This window comes from Prevotella pectinovora (genome assembly GCF_041323955.1).
GTDB lineage: Bacteria > Bacteroidota > Bacteroidia > Bacteroidales > Bacteroidaceae > Prevotella > Prevotella pectinovora.
The window spans coordinates 1,076,674-1,092,000 of sequence record NZ_JBGLIV010000001.1; the positions used below are offsets into that span (position 1 = coordinate 1,076,674).

Sequence of the window (15,327 nt, forward strand, 5' to 3'; positions counted from 1 at the left end):
CTTTGGGACTTTGGGACTTTTGGTACTATTTTGTAAATTATTTTCAACCACTTACATATTCCATTCCATTAATAAGTACTCATATTTCCTAATTGTTTCAAATAAATTTGCAATTCTATCGTTGTCCGGTTATTCACATATATGGGAAAAAACGAACAATTGCGGACACAAAAAAATGCCGCAAGAAGCATTACACCTCTTGCGGCAATATCAATTCCCTGTCACTACAACGGGAAAAGCCGTTTGCTCAATCGACGGTTTTCTGCTTTAGAAAGGCAGATCATCAGTAGACTCGCCTGTAGCGGCAGCTTCCGGCTGTGCAGGCGGGAATGGTTCCGGAATTGCCTGTTGAGGAATCTCTGCCATTGGCTCCTGCACTGGCAGCTCCACTTTCCATGCACGGATAGAGTTGAACCAACGGTCATTCCACTGGCGTGCGTCGATATCAAACGACACCTTGACAGTGTTGCCAACAACGAGCATGGAGGCAAACTGGCTGATTCTGTCGTTGCCGAAGATCTCAAAACACATCTTCTTGGGGTACTGCTCCTCTGTCTCTATCACATACTCCTGCACCTTCCATGGGTTGCCCGTCTTTGAGGTTCCCTCACGAGGGGCAAGCACAGCTATAACTTTTCCTTGTATTTCCATTTGTTTTTCGTTCTTTATGATTTGGTCTGCGAAATTACCAAAATAGTTTTAAAAATAAAAACATTTCATTTTATTTTTTGCTCACCACAAGGTTTTTTTGTATTTTTGTAGTCGTTATCTGCCAGACGCCAACAGGTCGTAAAATAAGAAGAAAATAGCGTCCGGCAAAGCAAGGACAACGATAAACAACAATAAAAAACAACAATAAAATACACAATAATGAGAATCACATTGTCATGCGCGGTGCTAAGCAGCCGCCTTCTTACACTGTCGAAAGTGCTTAACAGCAAGAACTCACTACAGATTCTGGACTGCATCCTTTTTGATGTAAAGGACGGAGTGCTCACGCTCACCGCTTCTGACAAGGAGAACGAGCTCACCACCAGTGTGGAACTCGACGAGGCTGATTCCGACGGAAGGTTCGCCATCAGCAGCCGCACCATCATCGACGCCGTTAAAGACCTGCCGGAGCAGCCAGTCACGCTCACAGTAGACCTGAACACCTACTCCGTGAGCATTACATTCCAGAACGGAGGCTATACCTTCACGGCACAGAATGCCGATGAATTCCCTATGTCACAGCCAGTAGGCGACGGGGCAACGACAATCACCATACCATCCGGCATCCTCGCCGACAACATCTCGCGTACATTGTTTGCCACAGCTAACGAGGAAATCAGACCTGTGATGAACGGTCTCTATTTTGACCTCAACCAAGAGGCATTGGCAATCGTGGCAAGCGACGGACACAAGCTTGTGAGAAACAAGATACTGAGCATCACCAACGAAGAGCCTGTGTCGTTCATCTTGCCGAAGAAACCCGCCACACTACTCAAGAACGTGCTAACACACGACGACACACCTGTAGAGATACGCTTCGACAACCTCAATGCAGAGGTGACATTCGCAGCAGGCAACCTGAAGTGCAGACTCATAGAAGGCAGATATCCCAACTACAACTCCGTGATTCCAACCGACAATCCATGCCAGATGACCATCGACCGCAGGGCTCTTCTCGGTTCGGTGAAGCGCATCCTGCCATTCGCAAGCGAGAGCAGCCAGTCCATCCGTCTGCGCCTCGGCATCGGACAGGTGGAGGCGTCGTCAGAGGACATCGACTTCGCGACAAGCGCAAAGGAAACCATAGTATGCGACTACAACGGAACTCCTATGAGTATAGGCTTTAAAGGCCCTTCGCTCGTCGAGATCCTCTCAAGCCTGACAAGCGACGAAGTGTTGATGGAGCTTGCCGACCCAAGCCGTCCGTGCCTCATTTTCCCATCAGAGCAGCCTGAGGGGCAGAATATCCTTATGCTCATCATGCCGATGCTGCTGAACGACTAAAACCAGAAAGGGCAAACATATATAGGCAACAAACAAAACGGCAGGGAATACCGGGGAGCACCGACAAGCCAAGAAGGCCGAGCACCTCTCCCCTATGCCAGACGACAAGGAATAAGAAAAGGAATTAACACAGCCTGACACCATTCTGAATGGCAAAAGACTATGACGTCCTTCTCTTGTTCCTTGGTTCAGATAAGGCATAAACACCATCAGAAAACGTGTACAAACCCTTTGACAACAGAAAAAAAGCTGGTTGCTTGTCAAAAAACAACCTGGTTGCGTATAAAATAATGGTGAGTTGCCCATCTAAAACAGGTAGATTGCATTGACAAAACAATATTAAATTAACCATAACACACATAATATAGAGATGAAACTGAATCTGACAAGGCCACTCGTAGTGTTCGATCTCGAGACTACAGGACTCGATATAGTGAGAGACAGAATTTTCCAACTATCATATATAAAGGTATATCCCGACGGAAAAGAAGAGAGGGAGAATATCTTTGTGAACCCAGGAAAGGAGATTCCACAGGAGGTGGTTGAACTGACCGGCACATCAAACGCCGATGTGGCAGACAAGCCCACATTCAAGGCCCTAGCCCCGGAACTGGCAGAGAAATTCGCAAACTGCGACTTCGCCGGTTTTAACTCCAACCACTTTGATCTGCCGATGCTCGCTGAGGAATTCTACCGTGCAGGCATCAACTACGACTTCAGCCAGTGCAGACTAATCGACGCCCAGACGATATTCCACAAGATGGAGCGCCGTAATCTGGCTGCAGCGTACAAGTTCTATTGCGGAAGGAAAATGGAGGACGACTTCGACGCCCACCGCGCCGACCAGGACACTGAGGCTACATATCGTGTGCTCATGGGAGAACTCGACATGTATGCGCCTGGGAAGCAAGAGGAAGAAGAACGCCAGCTGGAGAACGACATGGACGTTCTGGCACAGTTCTCAAAACAGAACGACAACGTGGACTTCGCCGGACGCGTAGTATGGAAGGAAATGAAAGACGCCAACGGACAGCCTATGCTGGACGCCGACGGCAAGCCCATGAAGCAGGAGGTGTTCAACTTCGGCAAATACAAGGGAGTGCCCGTTGAAGAAGCATTGCGCCGCGATCCGGGTTACTACAACTGGATGCTCACAAGCGACTTCACGAGCGACACCAAGCAGGTACTGACACGCATCAAGATGAGAGATCTGAGGAGGGGGCAAGGATGCTGAAAGGAAAGAAAATCGTTCTCGGCATAACAGGTAGCATCGCGGCATACAAAGCATGCTACATCATCCGTGGACTGATAAAGGCTGGGGCAGAGGTTCAGGTCGTGATAACGCCATCAGGCAAGGAGTTCATCACTCCCATCACGCTGTCGGCACTGACCCACAAACCGGTCATCAGCGAATTCTTCTCTCAGAGAGACGGCACCTGGAACTCACACGTAGACCTCGGTATCTGGGCCGACGCCATGCTCATAGCACCATGCACGGCATCAACGATTGGAAAGATGGCAAACGGCATTGCCGACAACATGCTCATCACCACATATCTCTCGATGAAAGCACCAGTGTTCGTAGCTCCCGCCATGGACCTCGACATGTATCGCCATCCGTCAACACAGCAGAACATGAATACGCTTCTGGGCTATGGCAACCATATCATCGAACCCAAGAGCGGATTTCTTGCCAGCGGACTTGAGGGCAAGGGCAGAATGGAAGAGCCGGAAGAGATAGTGAGACAGCTCGACGCATTCTTCGAAGACAATGACAACGCGTTTGAAGACACGTGCCACACTCCTGCCTGCAAGGAAGGACTGCCACTCAAGGGCAAGAAGATAATGATTACCGCCGGACCTACATACGAGAAAATCGACCCTGTGCGCTTTATAGGCAACTACTCAAGCGGCAAGATGGGCTTCGCCCTGGCTGAAGAATGTGCGAGAAGAGGCGCTGAAGTAACGCTTATCGCCGGACCAGTGACGATGAAATGTTCTGACATGATAAAAAGAATCGACGTTGAGAGCTGCGATGAAATGCATAAGGCAGCCACAGAATGCTTCGCCAGCCAGGATGCAGCGATATTGTGTGCGGCAGTTGCCGACTTCAAACCTAGCCACGTGAGCGACAGGAAGATAAAGCGTGAGCACGACAACCTCGTGATAACGCTAAGCCCGACCCACGACATTGCCGCCGCTCTCGGCAAGGCAAAGCAGGCTGGACAGAAGCTGATCGGATTTGCACTGGAAACAAACGACGAGGAGATGAACGCAAAGAAGAAACTTGCGAAGAAGAACCTTGACTTCATAGTGCTCAACTCCACACGCAATGAAGGCACCACTTTCAGAAGCGACGACAACATGATTTCCATTATTTCGCCAGACGGCAAGAAGGATTATCAGAAAAAGCCGAAGACAGAGGTGGCAAGCGACATTGTAGACGAGATGGAGAAACTTTGGAAATGATGATTTCTCTAACAAAAAGACATAAACCACTACACATCATGAGAATACGACTGATTTGTCTGTATGCACTGCTCATCGTGGCAACGGTATCCGCCGGAGCACAGGAGCTGATAGCCAAGATAACCATCAACCACAACCAGATACAAGGCACCGATGCCAGTGTCTTCGACAATCTGAAGGAGACGCTGGAGCAGTTTGTCAACGACAGGCAGTGGACGGATTATCAATTTCAGAAAAACGAAAGAATCGTGTGCAACTTCAACATAACGGTGACTAAATACGACCAGTCATCGAACAAGTTCACATGCAATGCACTAATACAGGCAAACAGACCGGTATACAACTCGGCATATAACACTACCTTATATAATAATAAGGACAACGACTTCAACTTCGAGTTCGCACAGTTCGACCAGCTCAACTTCAATGAAGAACAGATAGACAACCAACTGACGGCTCTATTCGCCTATTACGCCTATCTCATCATCGGACTCAACCTCGACAGCTTCTCACCAATGGGAGGTGAAGACATACTGCAGCGCTGTATGAACCTCACCAACAATGCCCAGAACCTGAACTTCACGGGATGGAAATCATTTGAGACCGACAGAAACAGATTCGCCATCATAAACGACTACCTCGACGGAGCGATGAAACCGTTCAGACAACTGCAGTATGACTACTACAGAACTGGACTCGACGAAATGGCAAACAATGTGGAACGCGGAAGGACGAACATCACCACCGCTCTCGAAACCAATCTCAAGAAGGCTCATGACGACAAGCCGCTGAGCAGTCTGCCTGCTATATGGACTGACTTCAAGAAAGACGAGCTGGCAAACATCTATAAGGGCAAGGGCACGCAGAAGGAGAAAGAGGCCATATACGAACTGCTGTTCTCCATCAACCCATCGCAGAACAACTCGTGGGAAAAGATAAAAGAATGACAAGGAGGAAGATTTTCAAATGATTTTCTTACCGAATATACTCTCTATACAACCACTTTAGCAGAAAACAGAAATGCTGAAACAACTATATATCAAGAATTTCGCACTCATAGACACGCTCGATATGGAATTCTTTCCTGGGTTCTCTGTGATAACAGGAGAAACAGGAGCCGGAAAAAGCATCATACTCGGAGCCATAAACCTGCTGCTCGGACAGAGAGCTGACTCCAGACAGATAAAGAAAGGAGCTGACAAATGCGTAATCGAAGCTCATTTCGACCTCTCGAGATACGACATGAAAGCGTTTTTCGACGAGAACGACATTGAATATGATGCCAACGACACCATACTGCGAAGGGAACTTCTGGCTTCAGGAAAGAGCAGGGCATTCATCAACGACACACCGACATCACTCGCCATTACGAGAAAACTCGGCGAACAGCTCATCGATATACACAGCCAGCACCAAAACCTCATGCTAGGCAACGAGGACTTCCAGCTGAAAGTGCTCGACATTATGGCACAAAATGCAATATTACTTGAAGAATACCACTCGGCATACGACAAATTGCAGAAAGCGCGCAACAATGTGGCTGAAGCAAAAAGGGAAATGCAGAAAGCCATAGAGAACGAGGAATTCTACAGATTCCAGCTAAATGAACTGCAGGCTGCAAATCTGCAACACGGAATGCAGGAACAACTGGAAGCAGAACAAGAAAAGCTGAACCATGTGGAAGACATAAAAGGCACACTGTACCAAGTGGACGTCATGCTGAACGGGAACGGCGAGAGAAGTCTCGTAGACGACATACGCGAAGCTGCAAGGACGTTGGCTGGCATCAGCAACGTGTATCCCGAAGCTGCCGGCATGGTAGAGAGAATGGAGGACTGCCATATAGAACTGAAAGACATAGCACAGGAAGTGGGGGCAAGCATGGACGGAATAGAGATAGATCCGGAGAGACAGAAACAGGTAAACGAAACCCTCGACATGATTTACTCACTGGAACAGAAACACCACACGGACTCCGTGGACAGGCTCATAGAAAAAAGAGACGAACTGGAACAGAAGATCCTAAACATTGACAATGGTGACGAAAGACTGAAGGAACTGGAACAGAAACTCTCCGAGGCTAATGCAAACTGCAAGGAAGTGGCTGGCAGACTGACGGCAACAAGACGAAAGGCAGCGACAACGGTGGAGAGAGGAATGAAAGACCGGTTAGTGCCTTTGGGAATACCAAAGGTGAGATTCAGCATAAGCATCGAACCGAGAGAGTTCCAAAGAGACGGCTGTGATGCCGTGGCATTTCTATTCAGTGCCAACAGCAGCAGCGACATGATGCCTATTTCACAGGTGGCATCAGGAGGAGAAATCGCAAGAGTGATGCTCTCGCTGAAAGCCATGATCAGCAACGCCGTGAAACTCCCGACAATCATCTTCGACGAGATTGACACCGGAGTGAGCGGAAAGATTGCCGAAAAAATGGCACTGATAATGCAGGAAATGGCCCAAAGCGAAAGACAGGTGATAAGCATCACCCATCTGCCACAGATTGCAGCAAGGGGTACTACCCACTACAAGGTGTATAAGGAAGAAACGGAGAACGGAACTGAAAGCACAATGACAAGACTCAATGATGAGCAACGCGTAAATGAGATAGCGCAGATGCTGAGCGGATCAGACATCACCGATGCAGCAAAGCATAATGCCAAAGACCTGTTGGGAGCATGAAATGCCCGTAAACCCGTTTGCTTGGCAAGAAGAATCCCTTATCAATTCGTCAACTAATTTAAAATGAAACATATAACAATTTTCAAACTGATATTCTCATTGGCAGCATTAATTCTGCCAGCAACAGTAAAAGCACAGTCGGCAGCCGTAAAGAAAGCATCGGAAAGCGTGTTCACGCTGACCACATTCAATGCGGACGGAAGCATACATGCCACAAGTCATGGAGTGTTCGTAGGCAAAAGCGGTGAAGCAATAAGCGACCTGAAACCATTCTTAGGCGCCAGCAAAGCTGTAGTAATCGATGCAAAAGGAAACAAGAAGGACGTAACACGTATCTTGGGACTGAACGATATTTATGATGTGGTGAAATTCAAAGTGGATGGCAACACGAAACCTGCAGCCATCGCCAACACTGCAACTACGCCAGGCGGCAAACTGTGGCTTCTGCCCTACTCCAACAAAAGTACGAAACCAGAAGCAGCGACAGTGAAGAGTGTGGAGAAATTCATGGATAAGTTCTCATACTACATCTTCGACTATTACGCAAAGGAGACAACTGAAGCATGCCCATTCGTCAACGACAATGGTGAAGTGGCAGGACTGTTGCAGACATCAACGACATCGACGGAAGCTCACGCCACAGATGCAGCCTTCATAATGCAGCTGACAACAAGCGGACTGTCGGTCACCGATGACACATACAGGAAAATAGGTATACCTGCAGCATTGCCAACGGAAAAGAATCAAGCCTTGCTGGCTCTGATGCTCGCCACACAGAGCAACGACTCCCTGAAGAGCGAGGCGACAACAAGCGACTTCATAACCGCCTTCCCCACCCTTGCAGACGGCTATGTGGCAAAGGCTGAAGCTGAGGTAAACAGAAACGACTTTGAAGCAGCACGCAAGACAATGGAGACAGCTGTGGACCGCACAGAACCCAAAGACGAAATCCATTACAACTACGCAAAGCTGATGTATATGAAGGAGTTGTACAGAAGCGATATCGCCTACGCCCCATGGAGTCTTGACAAGGCCATCGACGAAGTGACAAAGGCTTACAGCATAAACGCGCTGCCAATATACAAAGATCTGGAAGGACAGATCCTCTTTGCCAAGAAAGACTACCAGAAGGCTTATGATACATTTATGGCGCTTACAGACAGCAAACTGAAAAACGGCGATCTGTATTACAATGCAGCTCAATGTAAGGACATGATGAAGGCTCCAGACACAGAAGTGCTCGCATTGCTCGACAGCGCAGTGAACAACATCGACACGCTCAACGTGAAAGAAGGCGCAAAATATTTCATCATGAGAGGCGACGTATATAACAGGATGGAGAACTACCGTCAGGCAGTGTTCGACTATACACGCTACGAGGTGATTGAAGGAAAAAGACAAACTCCCCAATTCTACTACGTCAGAGAACAAGCTGAAGTTAAGGCAAAACTCTTCAAACAGGCACTGTCAGATATCGACATTGCCATATATCTAGCCCCTGATGAAACATCCTTCAAGGCTGAAAAAGCATCACTGCAACTCAGACTCAACCTTATCAGCGAAGCCATGCAGACTGCTGAACAATGTGTGAAAGAAGCTCCTGACTATTCAGACGGATACCTCATCCTCGGATTGGCACAGATAAACTCCGGCAAAAAGGAGGAGGGACTGGCAAACCTCGACAAGGCAAAAAATCTGGGTAACAGCCAGGCTACTTCACTGATAGAGAAATACAAGAAATGAAAACAGAATTGATTGACAAGAAACAATAATGAGAAATGCGGTTCTGTAGATTCCACATCCAACGACAAGAGGATAGAATTATCACTTGAACATGGACATGAAATCTACAGGACCGATTCCAGGACCTTATACTAATACGAAGAGGATGGACAAAGGAACAAGAATCATCGTCTCAATAGGCAGCAACTTCAACGCCAAGGAGAATATCACACTGGCAAAGCGGAAACTGGCTTTCATGCTGGGCAACGATACCGTGTTTACCAAAGAAATGTGGACAGACCCCATTGGAATAGAATCGGAGAAGTTCATAAACTGCATCTGTTTCTCCACGACGAAGCATACGTTGTCGCAAATCACGAAAGCATTCAAACAACTAGAAAAACGATGTGAGAGAAGCAAGAAGAATGACTTGATGAACAGAATAACTCTCGACATCGATATTCTGATGTATGGAGAAACGAAACTGCACATAGACGATTGGAACAGAGACTATATCAAGACTCTAATGAACGACTATGACAACAACAAGGAATTATTCATTATAGACAAGACACTATGATCAAAAAGCTATTATTACTCTCAGTCGTGGCTCTTGGATGCCAGACGACATCATTGAAGGCACAAGACTTCAACAAGTATTTCACAGAAAACACCCTGAGAATAAACTGTATCTTCGGAGGTAACGCCAACGAGCAGCATATCTTCGTGGACAACATGAATTCCATTCCAGGATGGTATGGAAGAAAGACAAGACTCGGAGAGTTTCCGGTGGAGGGAAACGCTCAATTTGAAATGAGAGACCACAAGACAGGAAAGGTGATTTATAGAAACTCCCTCTCTACCCTCTTCCAGGAATGGCAGACATACGACGAGGCCAGGACATCAAACAAATCGTTTGAAAATGTCATCCTCATGCCTATGCCTAAAGATTCCGCCGAAGTGACCATCAAACTGAAGAACAACAGGAGAGAAACCGTGGCTTCAATCACTGAGACCATTGCCCCCAAAGACGTGCTGATAAGCAAAAAAGGCAGTCACCCTACGCCATACGACGTCATTCACAAGGCTGCAGACACCTCAAACTGCATCAACATTGCCTTCCTTGCAGAAGGATATACAGAAACCGAAATGGAGAAATACATCAATGATGTCAAGATTGCGACTGACGCAATCTTCGCTCACGAACCATTCTTGGAATACAAAGACAGATTCAATGTCATTGCTGTGAAGTCGGTATCAGAAGAGAGCGGGACGAGTGTACCGTCCAAGGGCATATGGAAGAACACTGCATTGGGATCCAACTTCGACACTTTCCACAGTGAGAGATACCTTACGACACTGAACCTGAAAAAGGTACACGACTGGCTCGCTGGTACTCCATACGAACATATTATCATATTGGTAAACACCGATGTTTATGGCGGAGGAGGTATACTGAACTACTATAACCTGAGTTCCACAGGACACAAATCATTCAAGCCTGTCATCGTACACGAGTTCGGACACAGCTTCGCAGGACTCGCAGATGAATACGCCTACGATTGGGAAGAGATTCCGATGTTTCCTCTCGACGTGGAACCATGGGAGGCCAATATCACCACCCTTGCCGACTTCAAAGGCAAATGGGAAAGCCTCATAGAGAAAGGAACTCCGATACCTACACCTGAGACAAAAGACGAAAAGAAGGCAAAAAACAAAGTGGGATACTTTGAAGGAGCTGGATACAGGACCAAAGGTGTATACAGAGGGGTGCAGGACTGCCGTATGAGAACGAACGCCTGCAAGGAATTCTGCATCGTATGCAAAAACGCTCTCACAAAACTAATTAAATTCTATACTGGAGAATGAGAGGCATCAGAACTCTGATCATCTTCATGTTCATCACTGCTGTCTGCAACACAAGACTGCCAGGACAAACAGTCAATGGCATGCCTGACAAAGAACAGCTGACAATAGCACTGGAATACTTCAGCAGCGGCAAATACATCGAGGCGCGAAATATACTGACGCGCCTCGATAAAAGATACAAGCTGAACCCCAGGTTCAAGGCGTATATTGGATTATGCTTCTATTATACCTGGGAATATGACAAAGCCTGCAGATACCTTGACCCGTATATAGCAGACCTGGAAGTTTATGCCCCACACGAAAGAAGCGTGTACTTCTTTGCAGATGCAGAAAGCCATTTCCTGCTCGAAGAATACGACAGGGCCATACCGCTATATGAGAAAACGCTTACCGTATGCTATGGCAAAGAAAAAGGCGATGTGTTCTTCAGGCTAGCCTACTGCTATATGAACAGCAAAGAATGGCAGAACACTCTCGATTGTCTAGACTCCGCATTATCATTTTATGAACAATTCGGATATCCGGAAGACAAAAGCGCAAGAGTGATTCAGATACAGAAGATGATTGCAGGATGCAAGAAAAAACTCAAACAAGGAAACAAGACAAACAAAGATAATGTAAAGCAAGAAAACACGACTGAAAAAACTAAGATGAAATGCGATTGAAACATAAGTGTATCATGAGAGAAGACAAAACAATTTTCATGTCTTGTTGTAAATGAAAAGCAAAATTTAATGCAAATAATTTGCAATAAGAGAAAATAGCATTATCTTTGCAACACGAAAGAAATACAAAAGAAATAGACCGTATCGGTTCGATCGGGATACTCATCAATAATAAAACGAAAACCGAGATGATTTCTTTTGCTAATGGCGGGCCACATTCCCCAGCAATGAGGATAGCTGTAAAGCCGGTGGATTACAAAGGCGGAGAACTCTCAAATCTTTCTAGCTCGGAGTTTCATCACATCATCGGTGCGGTCTTTTTTTTAAATACAAAAGCGGTGGCACTTCGTCAAGACACGAAACACCGCTTTTCTTCTTGAAATTTTAAATCATAAAAACTTTTATAAATATGTTCTCAGGAATAGTAGAAGAATTCGCTACTGTGACCAACATACACAGATATGGTGGCAATATCGATTTTACACTCACATGCTCATTTGTAAACGAACTCAAAATAGACCAAAGCGTATCTCACAACGGTGTATGTCTGACCGTAGTGGAGATAAAGGACAATACATACACCGTGACGGCTATGAAAGAGACACTTGACAGAACGAATCTCTCACTACTCGAAGTGGGAGACAAAGTGAACGTGGAGAGGTCGATGATAATGAATGGAAGACTCGACGGACATATAGTGCAAGGACATGTTGACGAGACAGCAAAGTGCATCGACATGAGAGATGCCGACGGCAGCACATATTTCACCTTTGAATACAAGAACAACAAAGAGATGGCACAGCGTGGATATTTTACAGTGGACAAAGGTAGCGTAACGGTGAACGGAGTGTCGCTCACGGTTTGCGAACCAACCGACAATACCTTCACTGTCGCCATCATACCATACACAAGGGAAAACACGAATTTCTGCGATATACAGGTGGGAACAGTGGTAAACATCGAGTTTGACATTCTCGGCAAATATATAGCAAGGCTGAAACATTTTGACTGATAATGTTTCATGTAAAAAAAGTGAAGCAAAACGACACATAAAGCCTAATCATGAAAACCATACGAAGGAGTCTATGATAAATTGCCATACCCTACACATTTTTTCATGACAGGACAATAACAGAGAAAAACATAAACATGGAAATAAACAAATCGGAATTCGTCATAAGCAGTGCTGAGACAACCAAATGTCCAAACGACAACAAGCCGGAATACGCATTCATAGGCAGAAGCAACGTTGGCAAATCTAGTCTCATAAACATGCTCTGCAGACACAAAGGATTGGCCAAGACATCTGCCACACCAGGAAAGACCCTGCTCATAAACCATTTCATAATCAACAATGAATGGTATATAGTTGACCTGCCCGGATACGGATATGCCAAGAGGTCCAAGACCGTGCAACGTAAGCTCGAACAGATGATACAATCATATATCCTGCAGAGGGAACAGCTTGTAAATCTATTCGTGCTTATAGACATCAGACACGACCCACAGAAAATTGACACCGACTTCATAACATGGTTGGGACAAAGCGGCATACCATTCTCTATAATCTTTACCAAGGCTGATAAAATAGGAAACATGCAGAAGGCGCAAAAAGCAGCCAACAAATATATGGACACCCTAAAAGAAACATGGGAGGAACTGCCTCCCTATTTCGTGACAAGCAGCGACAAGGCTTTGGGAAGAGACGAAGTGCTCGACTACATTGAAGGAATAAACCGGGAATTGACAACAGAAGATTAATATTTGATGAGCATACAAACAAACGAGTTGACAAGACATTACTCAGAAAAACGACAACAAACATAAAATGGTGTGTCAACTTGTCTACTCGTCAATTTGACTATTCGTTTACTAAATACACACACTATGGCAAGTCAGAAACCTTTTCTTGACGTACAGAACCTGACAAAGACATTCGGAGCACAGGTGATTTTCGACAATATATCATTCAGCATTGCAGAGGGACAGAAAGTCGGACTAATAGCAAAAAACGGAACAGGAAAATCCACACTGCTATCCATACTGACAGGCAAAGAAGACTACGATGCGGGAAACATTGTATATAGCAACGGAATAAAAGTAGGATATCTGGAACAATCGCCGACCTTCGACCCAAACGAAAGCGTGCTCGACGCATGCTTCAACCACGACGGCAAAGAAGAAAAGATACTCAAAGCGAAACAGATCCTCACACAACTGAGGATTGCCGACCTCAACCAGCCTATGGGACAACTAAGCGGAGGACAGCAAAAAAGAGTGGCGTTAGCTAATATACTCATCAACGAACCCGACATGCTCATTCTAGATGAACCTACCAACCATCTCGATATAGAAATGACAGAATGGCTAGAAGGATTCATCGGCAGAGGAAACAAAACGCTGCTTATGGTTACACACGACAGGTTCTTCCTCGACAGAGTATGTTCCATAATACTGGAACTCGACGACTTCACTATATATAAATATAAAGGCAACTACAGCTACTATCTGGAAAAGCGACAAGAGCGGATAGACAATATGAGAACTGAAGTGCAGAGAGCTAACAACCTTTATAAAAGGGAACTGGAATGGATGAGAAGAATGCCGCAGGCGAGAGGACACAAAGCGAAATACAGAGAAGACGCATTTGTAGAGCTTGAGAAAGTGGCAAAACGGAAAATCGAAGAAAGACAACTCCGACTCAAATCAAGCAATGTTTATATCGGAAGCAAGATATTTGAATGTCAATACGTGTCAAAGGCTTTTGATGACAAAGTGATACTCAAAGATTTCTACTACAACTTCGCCAGATACGAAAAAATGGGTATAGTCGGAGACAATGGAGCAGGGAAATCAACATTCATAAAACTTCTGTTAGGAAAAATACAGCCAGACTCAGGAAAATTTGACATTGGAGAAACTGTGAAATTCGGGTACTTCTCACAGGAAGGACTCAAATTCAATGAAGAACAGAAGGTGATAGACGTCATAACAAACATAGCTGACTATATAGACGTGGGAGGCAAGAAACATTTGTCAGCATCACAATTCTTGCAATATTTTCTTTTCACACCAGAACAGCAACACAACTACGTGTATAAGCTAAGTGGAGGAGAAAAGCGAAAACTATATCTTTGCACGATACTGATGGCAAATCCCAACTTTCTCGTACTCGACGAGCCAACAAACGATCTTGACATCCAGACACTACAAGTGCTTGAAGAATACCTTGTGGACTTCCCCGGTTGCGTTATCGTAGTAAGCCATGACCGTTATTTCCTCGACAAAACCGTAGACCATCTACTTGTATTCAAAGGAAATGGAGAGATAAAGGATTTTCCAGGAAACTACACCCAATACCGTGATTGGAACAGCATAATAACATCTGAAGAAAGAGAAAAGAAGGAAAAAGAGAAAAAAGTCACCGTACCCTCAAAACATAAAGAAAGCCAACAAGGAGGGAAAAGGAAAATGACTTACAAGGAGAAATGCAAATATGAACAACTGGAAAAAGAAATTACAGAGTTGGAAAAAGAACAGAGACACATAGAAGAGGCTCTCAACTCAGGCACACTAACTGTGGATGAACTGACCAATAAGAGCATCAGATTCTCTGAAATTAAACAGATAATTGACCAAAAGTCATTAGAATGGCTCGAATTGGCTGAGATTGAAGAATAAAACAAAAATATAGATTTCAACACGACAAACATAGAGGATTCTATAAATTGATTTCAAGTCGCGTCTGAATATAATGATATTTACGACATGACAAGGAACCGCAAGTTAAATTTGGTTAACCAATAGGTAAATTACCAATTAACAAAGCAAATGTTTGAAGAATGTTTTGTATATTTGCAAAATCATTAGAAACACCCTTTGTTTCTGTTTTTTTGAAACGAAAATCATATAATTTTTTCACACA

Annotated in this window: 14 protein-coding genes; 13 read left to right on the forward strand and 1 reads right to left on the reverse strand. The window is 45.2% G+C overall.

The genetic code is table 11. The features are described 5' to 3' along the window. Positions 1–267: 267 nt before the first annotated feature. A complete protein-coding gene (locus tag ACDC99_RS04215) occupies positions 268–651 on the reverse strand; it encodes a DUF3127 domain-containing protein (protein WP_288761690.1) in 384 nt (127 codons plus the stop codon). 219 nt (positions 652–870) lie between these two features. Between ACDC99_RS04215 and dnaN the strand changes: the two genes are divergently transcribed. From dnaN to abc-f, 13 genes are all read left to right on the forward strand, one after another. Then, complete coding sequence (dnaN, locus tag ACDC99_RS04220) at positions 871–1,995, forward strand: DNA polymerase III subunit beta (protein WP_370755926.1); 1,125 nt, start codon at positions 871–873, stop codon at positions 1,993–1,995. Between the two features lie 370 nt (positions 1,996–2,365). Continuing rightward, positions 2,366–3,229 carry a 3'-5' exonuclease gene (locus ACDC99_RS04225; protein WP_044072567.1) on the forward strand — a complete coding sequence of 288 codons (864 nt, stop codon included), beginning with the start codon at positions 2,366–2,368 and terminating at the stop codon, positions 3,227–3,229. Continuing rightward, on the forward strand, positions 3,223–4,464 hold the full coding sequence (gene coaBC / locus ACDC99_RS04230; protein ID WP_022316418.1) for a bifunctional phosphopantothenoylcysteine decarboxylase/phosphopantothenate--cysteine ligase CoaBC: 1,242 nt from the start codon (positions 3,223–3,225) through the stop codon (positions 4,462–4,464). The genes ACDC99_RS04225 and coaBC overlap by 7 nt, the downstream gene beginning before the upstream one ends. Before the next feature lie 38 nt (positions 4,465–4,502). Then, the gene (gene porD / locus ACDC99_RS04235) at positions 4,503–5,411 is read left to right on the forward strand and encodes a type IX secretion system protein PorD (RefSeq protein WP_022316419.1); all 909 of its coding nucleotides are present in this window, start codon (positions 4,503–4,505) and stop codon (positions 5,409–5,411) included. A 73-nt stretch (positions 5,412–5,484) separates the two neighbouring features. Continuing rightward, positions 5,485–7,146, forward strand: a complete 1,662-nt coding sequence (gene recN, locus ACDC99_RS04240) for a DNA repair protein RecN (protein ID WP_022316420.1) — start codon at positions 5,485–5,487, stop codon at positions 7,144–7,146. Between the two features lie 63 nt (positions 7,147–7,209). Then, on the forward strand, positions 7,210–8,889 hold the full coding sequence (locus ACDC99_RS04245) for a tetratricopeptide repeat protein (RefSeq protein WP_288744728.1): 1,680 nt from the start codon (positions 7,210–7,212) through the stop codon (positions 8,887–8,889). A gap of 145 nt (positions 8,890–9,034) precedes the next feature. Beyond that, positions 9,035–9,448, forward strand: coding sequence for a 2-amino-4-hydroxy-6-hydroxymethyldihydropteridine diphosphokinase (locus ACDC99_RS04250; protein ID WP_022316422.1), 414 nt, complete (start codon positions 9,035–9,037; stop codon positions 9,446–9,448). Beyond that, on the forward strand, positions 9,448–10,737 hold the full coding sequence (locus tag ACDC99_RS04255; RefSeq protein WP_370756906.1) for a M64 family metallopeptidase: 1,290 nt from the start codon (positions 9,448–9,450) through the stop codon (positions 10,735–10,737). Before ACDC99_RS04250 ends, ACDC99_RS04255 begins: the two co-directional genes overlap by 1 nt. After that, on the forward strand, positions 10,734–11,402 hold the full coding sequence (locus ACDC99_RS04260) for a tetratricopeptide repeat protein (RefSeq protein ID WP_022316424.1): 669 nt from the start codon (positions 10,734–10,736) through the stop codon (positions 11,400–11,402). The genes ACDC99_RS04255 and ACDC99_RS04260 overlap by 4 nt, the downstream gene beginning before the upstream one ends. Positions 11,403–11,509: 107 nt before the next feature. After that, positions 11,510–11,782 (forward strand): hypothetical protein, encoded by a 273-nt coding sequence (locus ACDC99_RS04265; RefSeq protein ID WP_044073918.1) that lies wholly within the window; start codon positions 11,510–11,512, stop codon positions 11,780–11,782. Positions 11,783–11,811: 29 nt separating this feature from the next. Next, positions 11,812–12,414 (forward strand): riboflavin synthase, encoded by a 603-nt coding sequence (locus tag ACDC99_RS04270; RefSeq protein ID WP_022316425.1) that lies wholly within the window; start codon positions 11,812–11,814, stop codon positions 12,412–12,414. A 137-nt stretch (positions 12,415–12,551) separates the two neighbouring features. Continuing rightward, entirely contained in the window at positions 12,552–13,163 is a 612-nt protein-coding gene (gene yihA / locus ACDC99_RS04275) for a ribosome biogenesis GTP-binding protein YihA/YsxC (protein WP_022316426.1), read from the forward strand. Between the two features lie 126 nt (positions 13,164–13,289). After that, positions 13,290–15,083, forward strand: a complete 1,794-nt coding sequence (abc-f, locus tag ACDC99_RS04280) for a ribosomal protection-like ABC-F family protein (protein ID WP_022316427.1) — start codon at positions 13,290–13,292, stop codon at positions 15,081–15,083. Positions 15,084–15,327: the final 244 nt, after the last annotated feature.

What these genes read in the sequence shown, in the direction of transcription:
- ACDC99_RS04225 (WP_044072567.1), top strand. Translation starts at nt 2,366, where the DNA reads ATGAAACTGAATCTGACAAGGCCACTCGTAGTGTTCGATCTCGAGACT.
- ACDC99_RS04260 (WP_022316424.1), top strand. Translation starts at nt 10,734, where the DNA reads ATGAGAGGCATCAGAACTCTGATCATCTTCATGTTCATCACTGCTGTC.
- ACDC99_RS04215 (WP_288761690.1), bottom strand. Translation starts at nt 651, where the DNA reads ATGGAAATACAAGGAAAAGTTATAGCTGTGCTTGCCCCTCGTGAGGGA.
- porD (WP_022316419.1), top strand. Translation starts at nt 4,503, where the DNA reads ATGAGAATACGACTGATTTGTCTGTATGCACTGCTCATCGTGGCAACG.
- ACDC99_RS04250 (WP_022316422.1), top strand. Translation starts at nt 9,035, where the DNA reads ATGGACAAAGGAACAAGAATCATCGTCTCAATAGGCAGCAACTTCAAC.
- abc-f (WP_022316427.1), top strand. Translation starts at nt 13,290, where the DNA reads ATGGCAAGTCAGAAACCTTTTCTTGACGTACAGAACCTGACAAAGACA.
- ACDC99_RS04270 (WP_022316425.1), top strand. Translation starts at nt 11,812, where the DNA reads ATGTTCTCAGGAATAGTAGAAGAATTCGCTACTGTGACCAACATACAC.
- recN (WP_022316420.1), top strand. Translation starts at nt 5,485, where the DNA reads ATGCTGAAACAACTATATATCAAGAATTTCGCACTCATAGACACGCTC.
- dnaN (WP_370755926.1), top strand. Translation starts at nt 871, where the DNA reads ATGAGAATCACATTGTCATGCGCGGTGCTAAGCAGCCGCCTTCTTACA.
- ACDC99_RS04245 (WP_288744728.1), top strand. Translation starts at nt 7,210, where the DNA reads ATGAAACATATAACAATTTTCAAACTGATATTCTCATTGGCAGCATTA.
- yihA (WP_022316426.1), top strand. Translation starts at nt 12,552, where the DNA reads ATGGAAATAAACAAATCGGAATTCGTCATAAGCAGTGCTGAGACAACC.
- coaBC (WP_022316418.1), top strand. Translation starts at nt 3,223, where the DNA reads ATGCTGAAAGGAAAGAAAATCGTTCTCGGCATAACAGGTAGCATCGCG.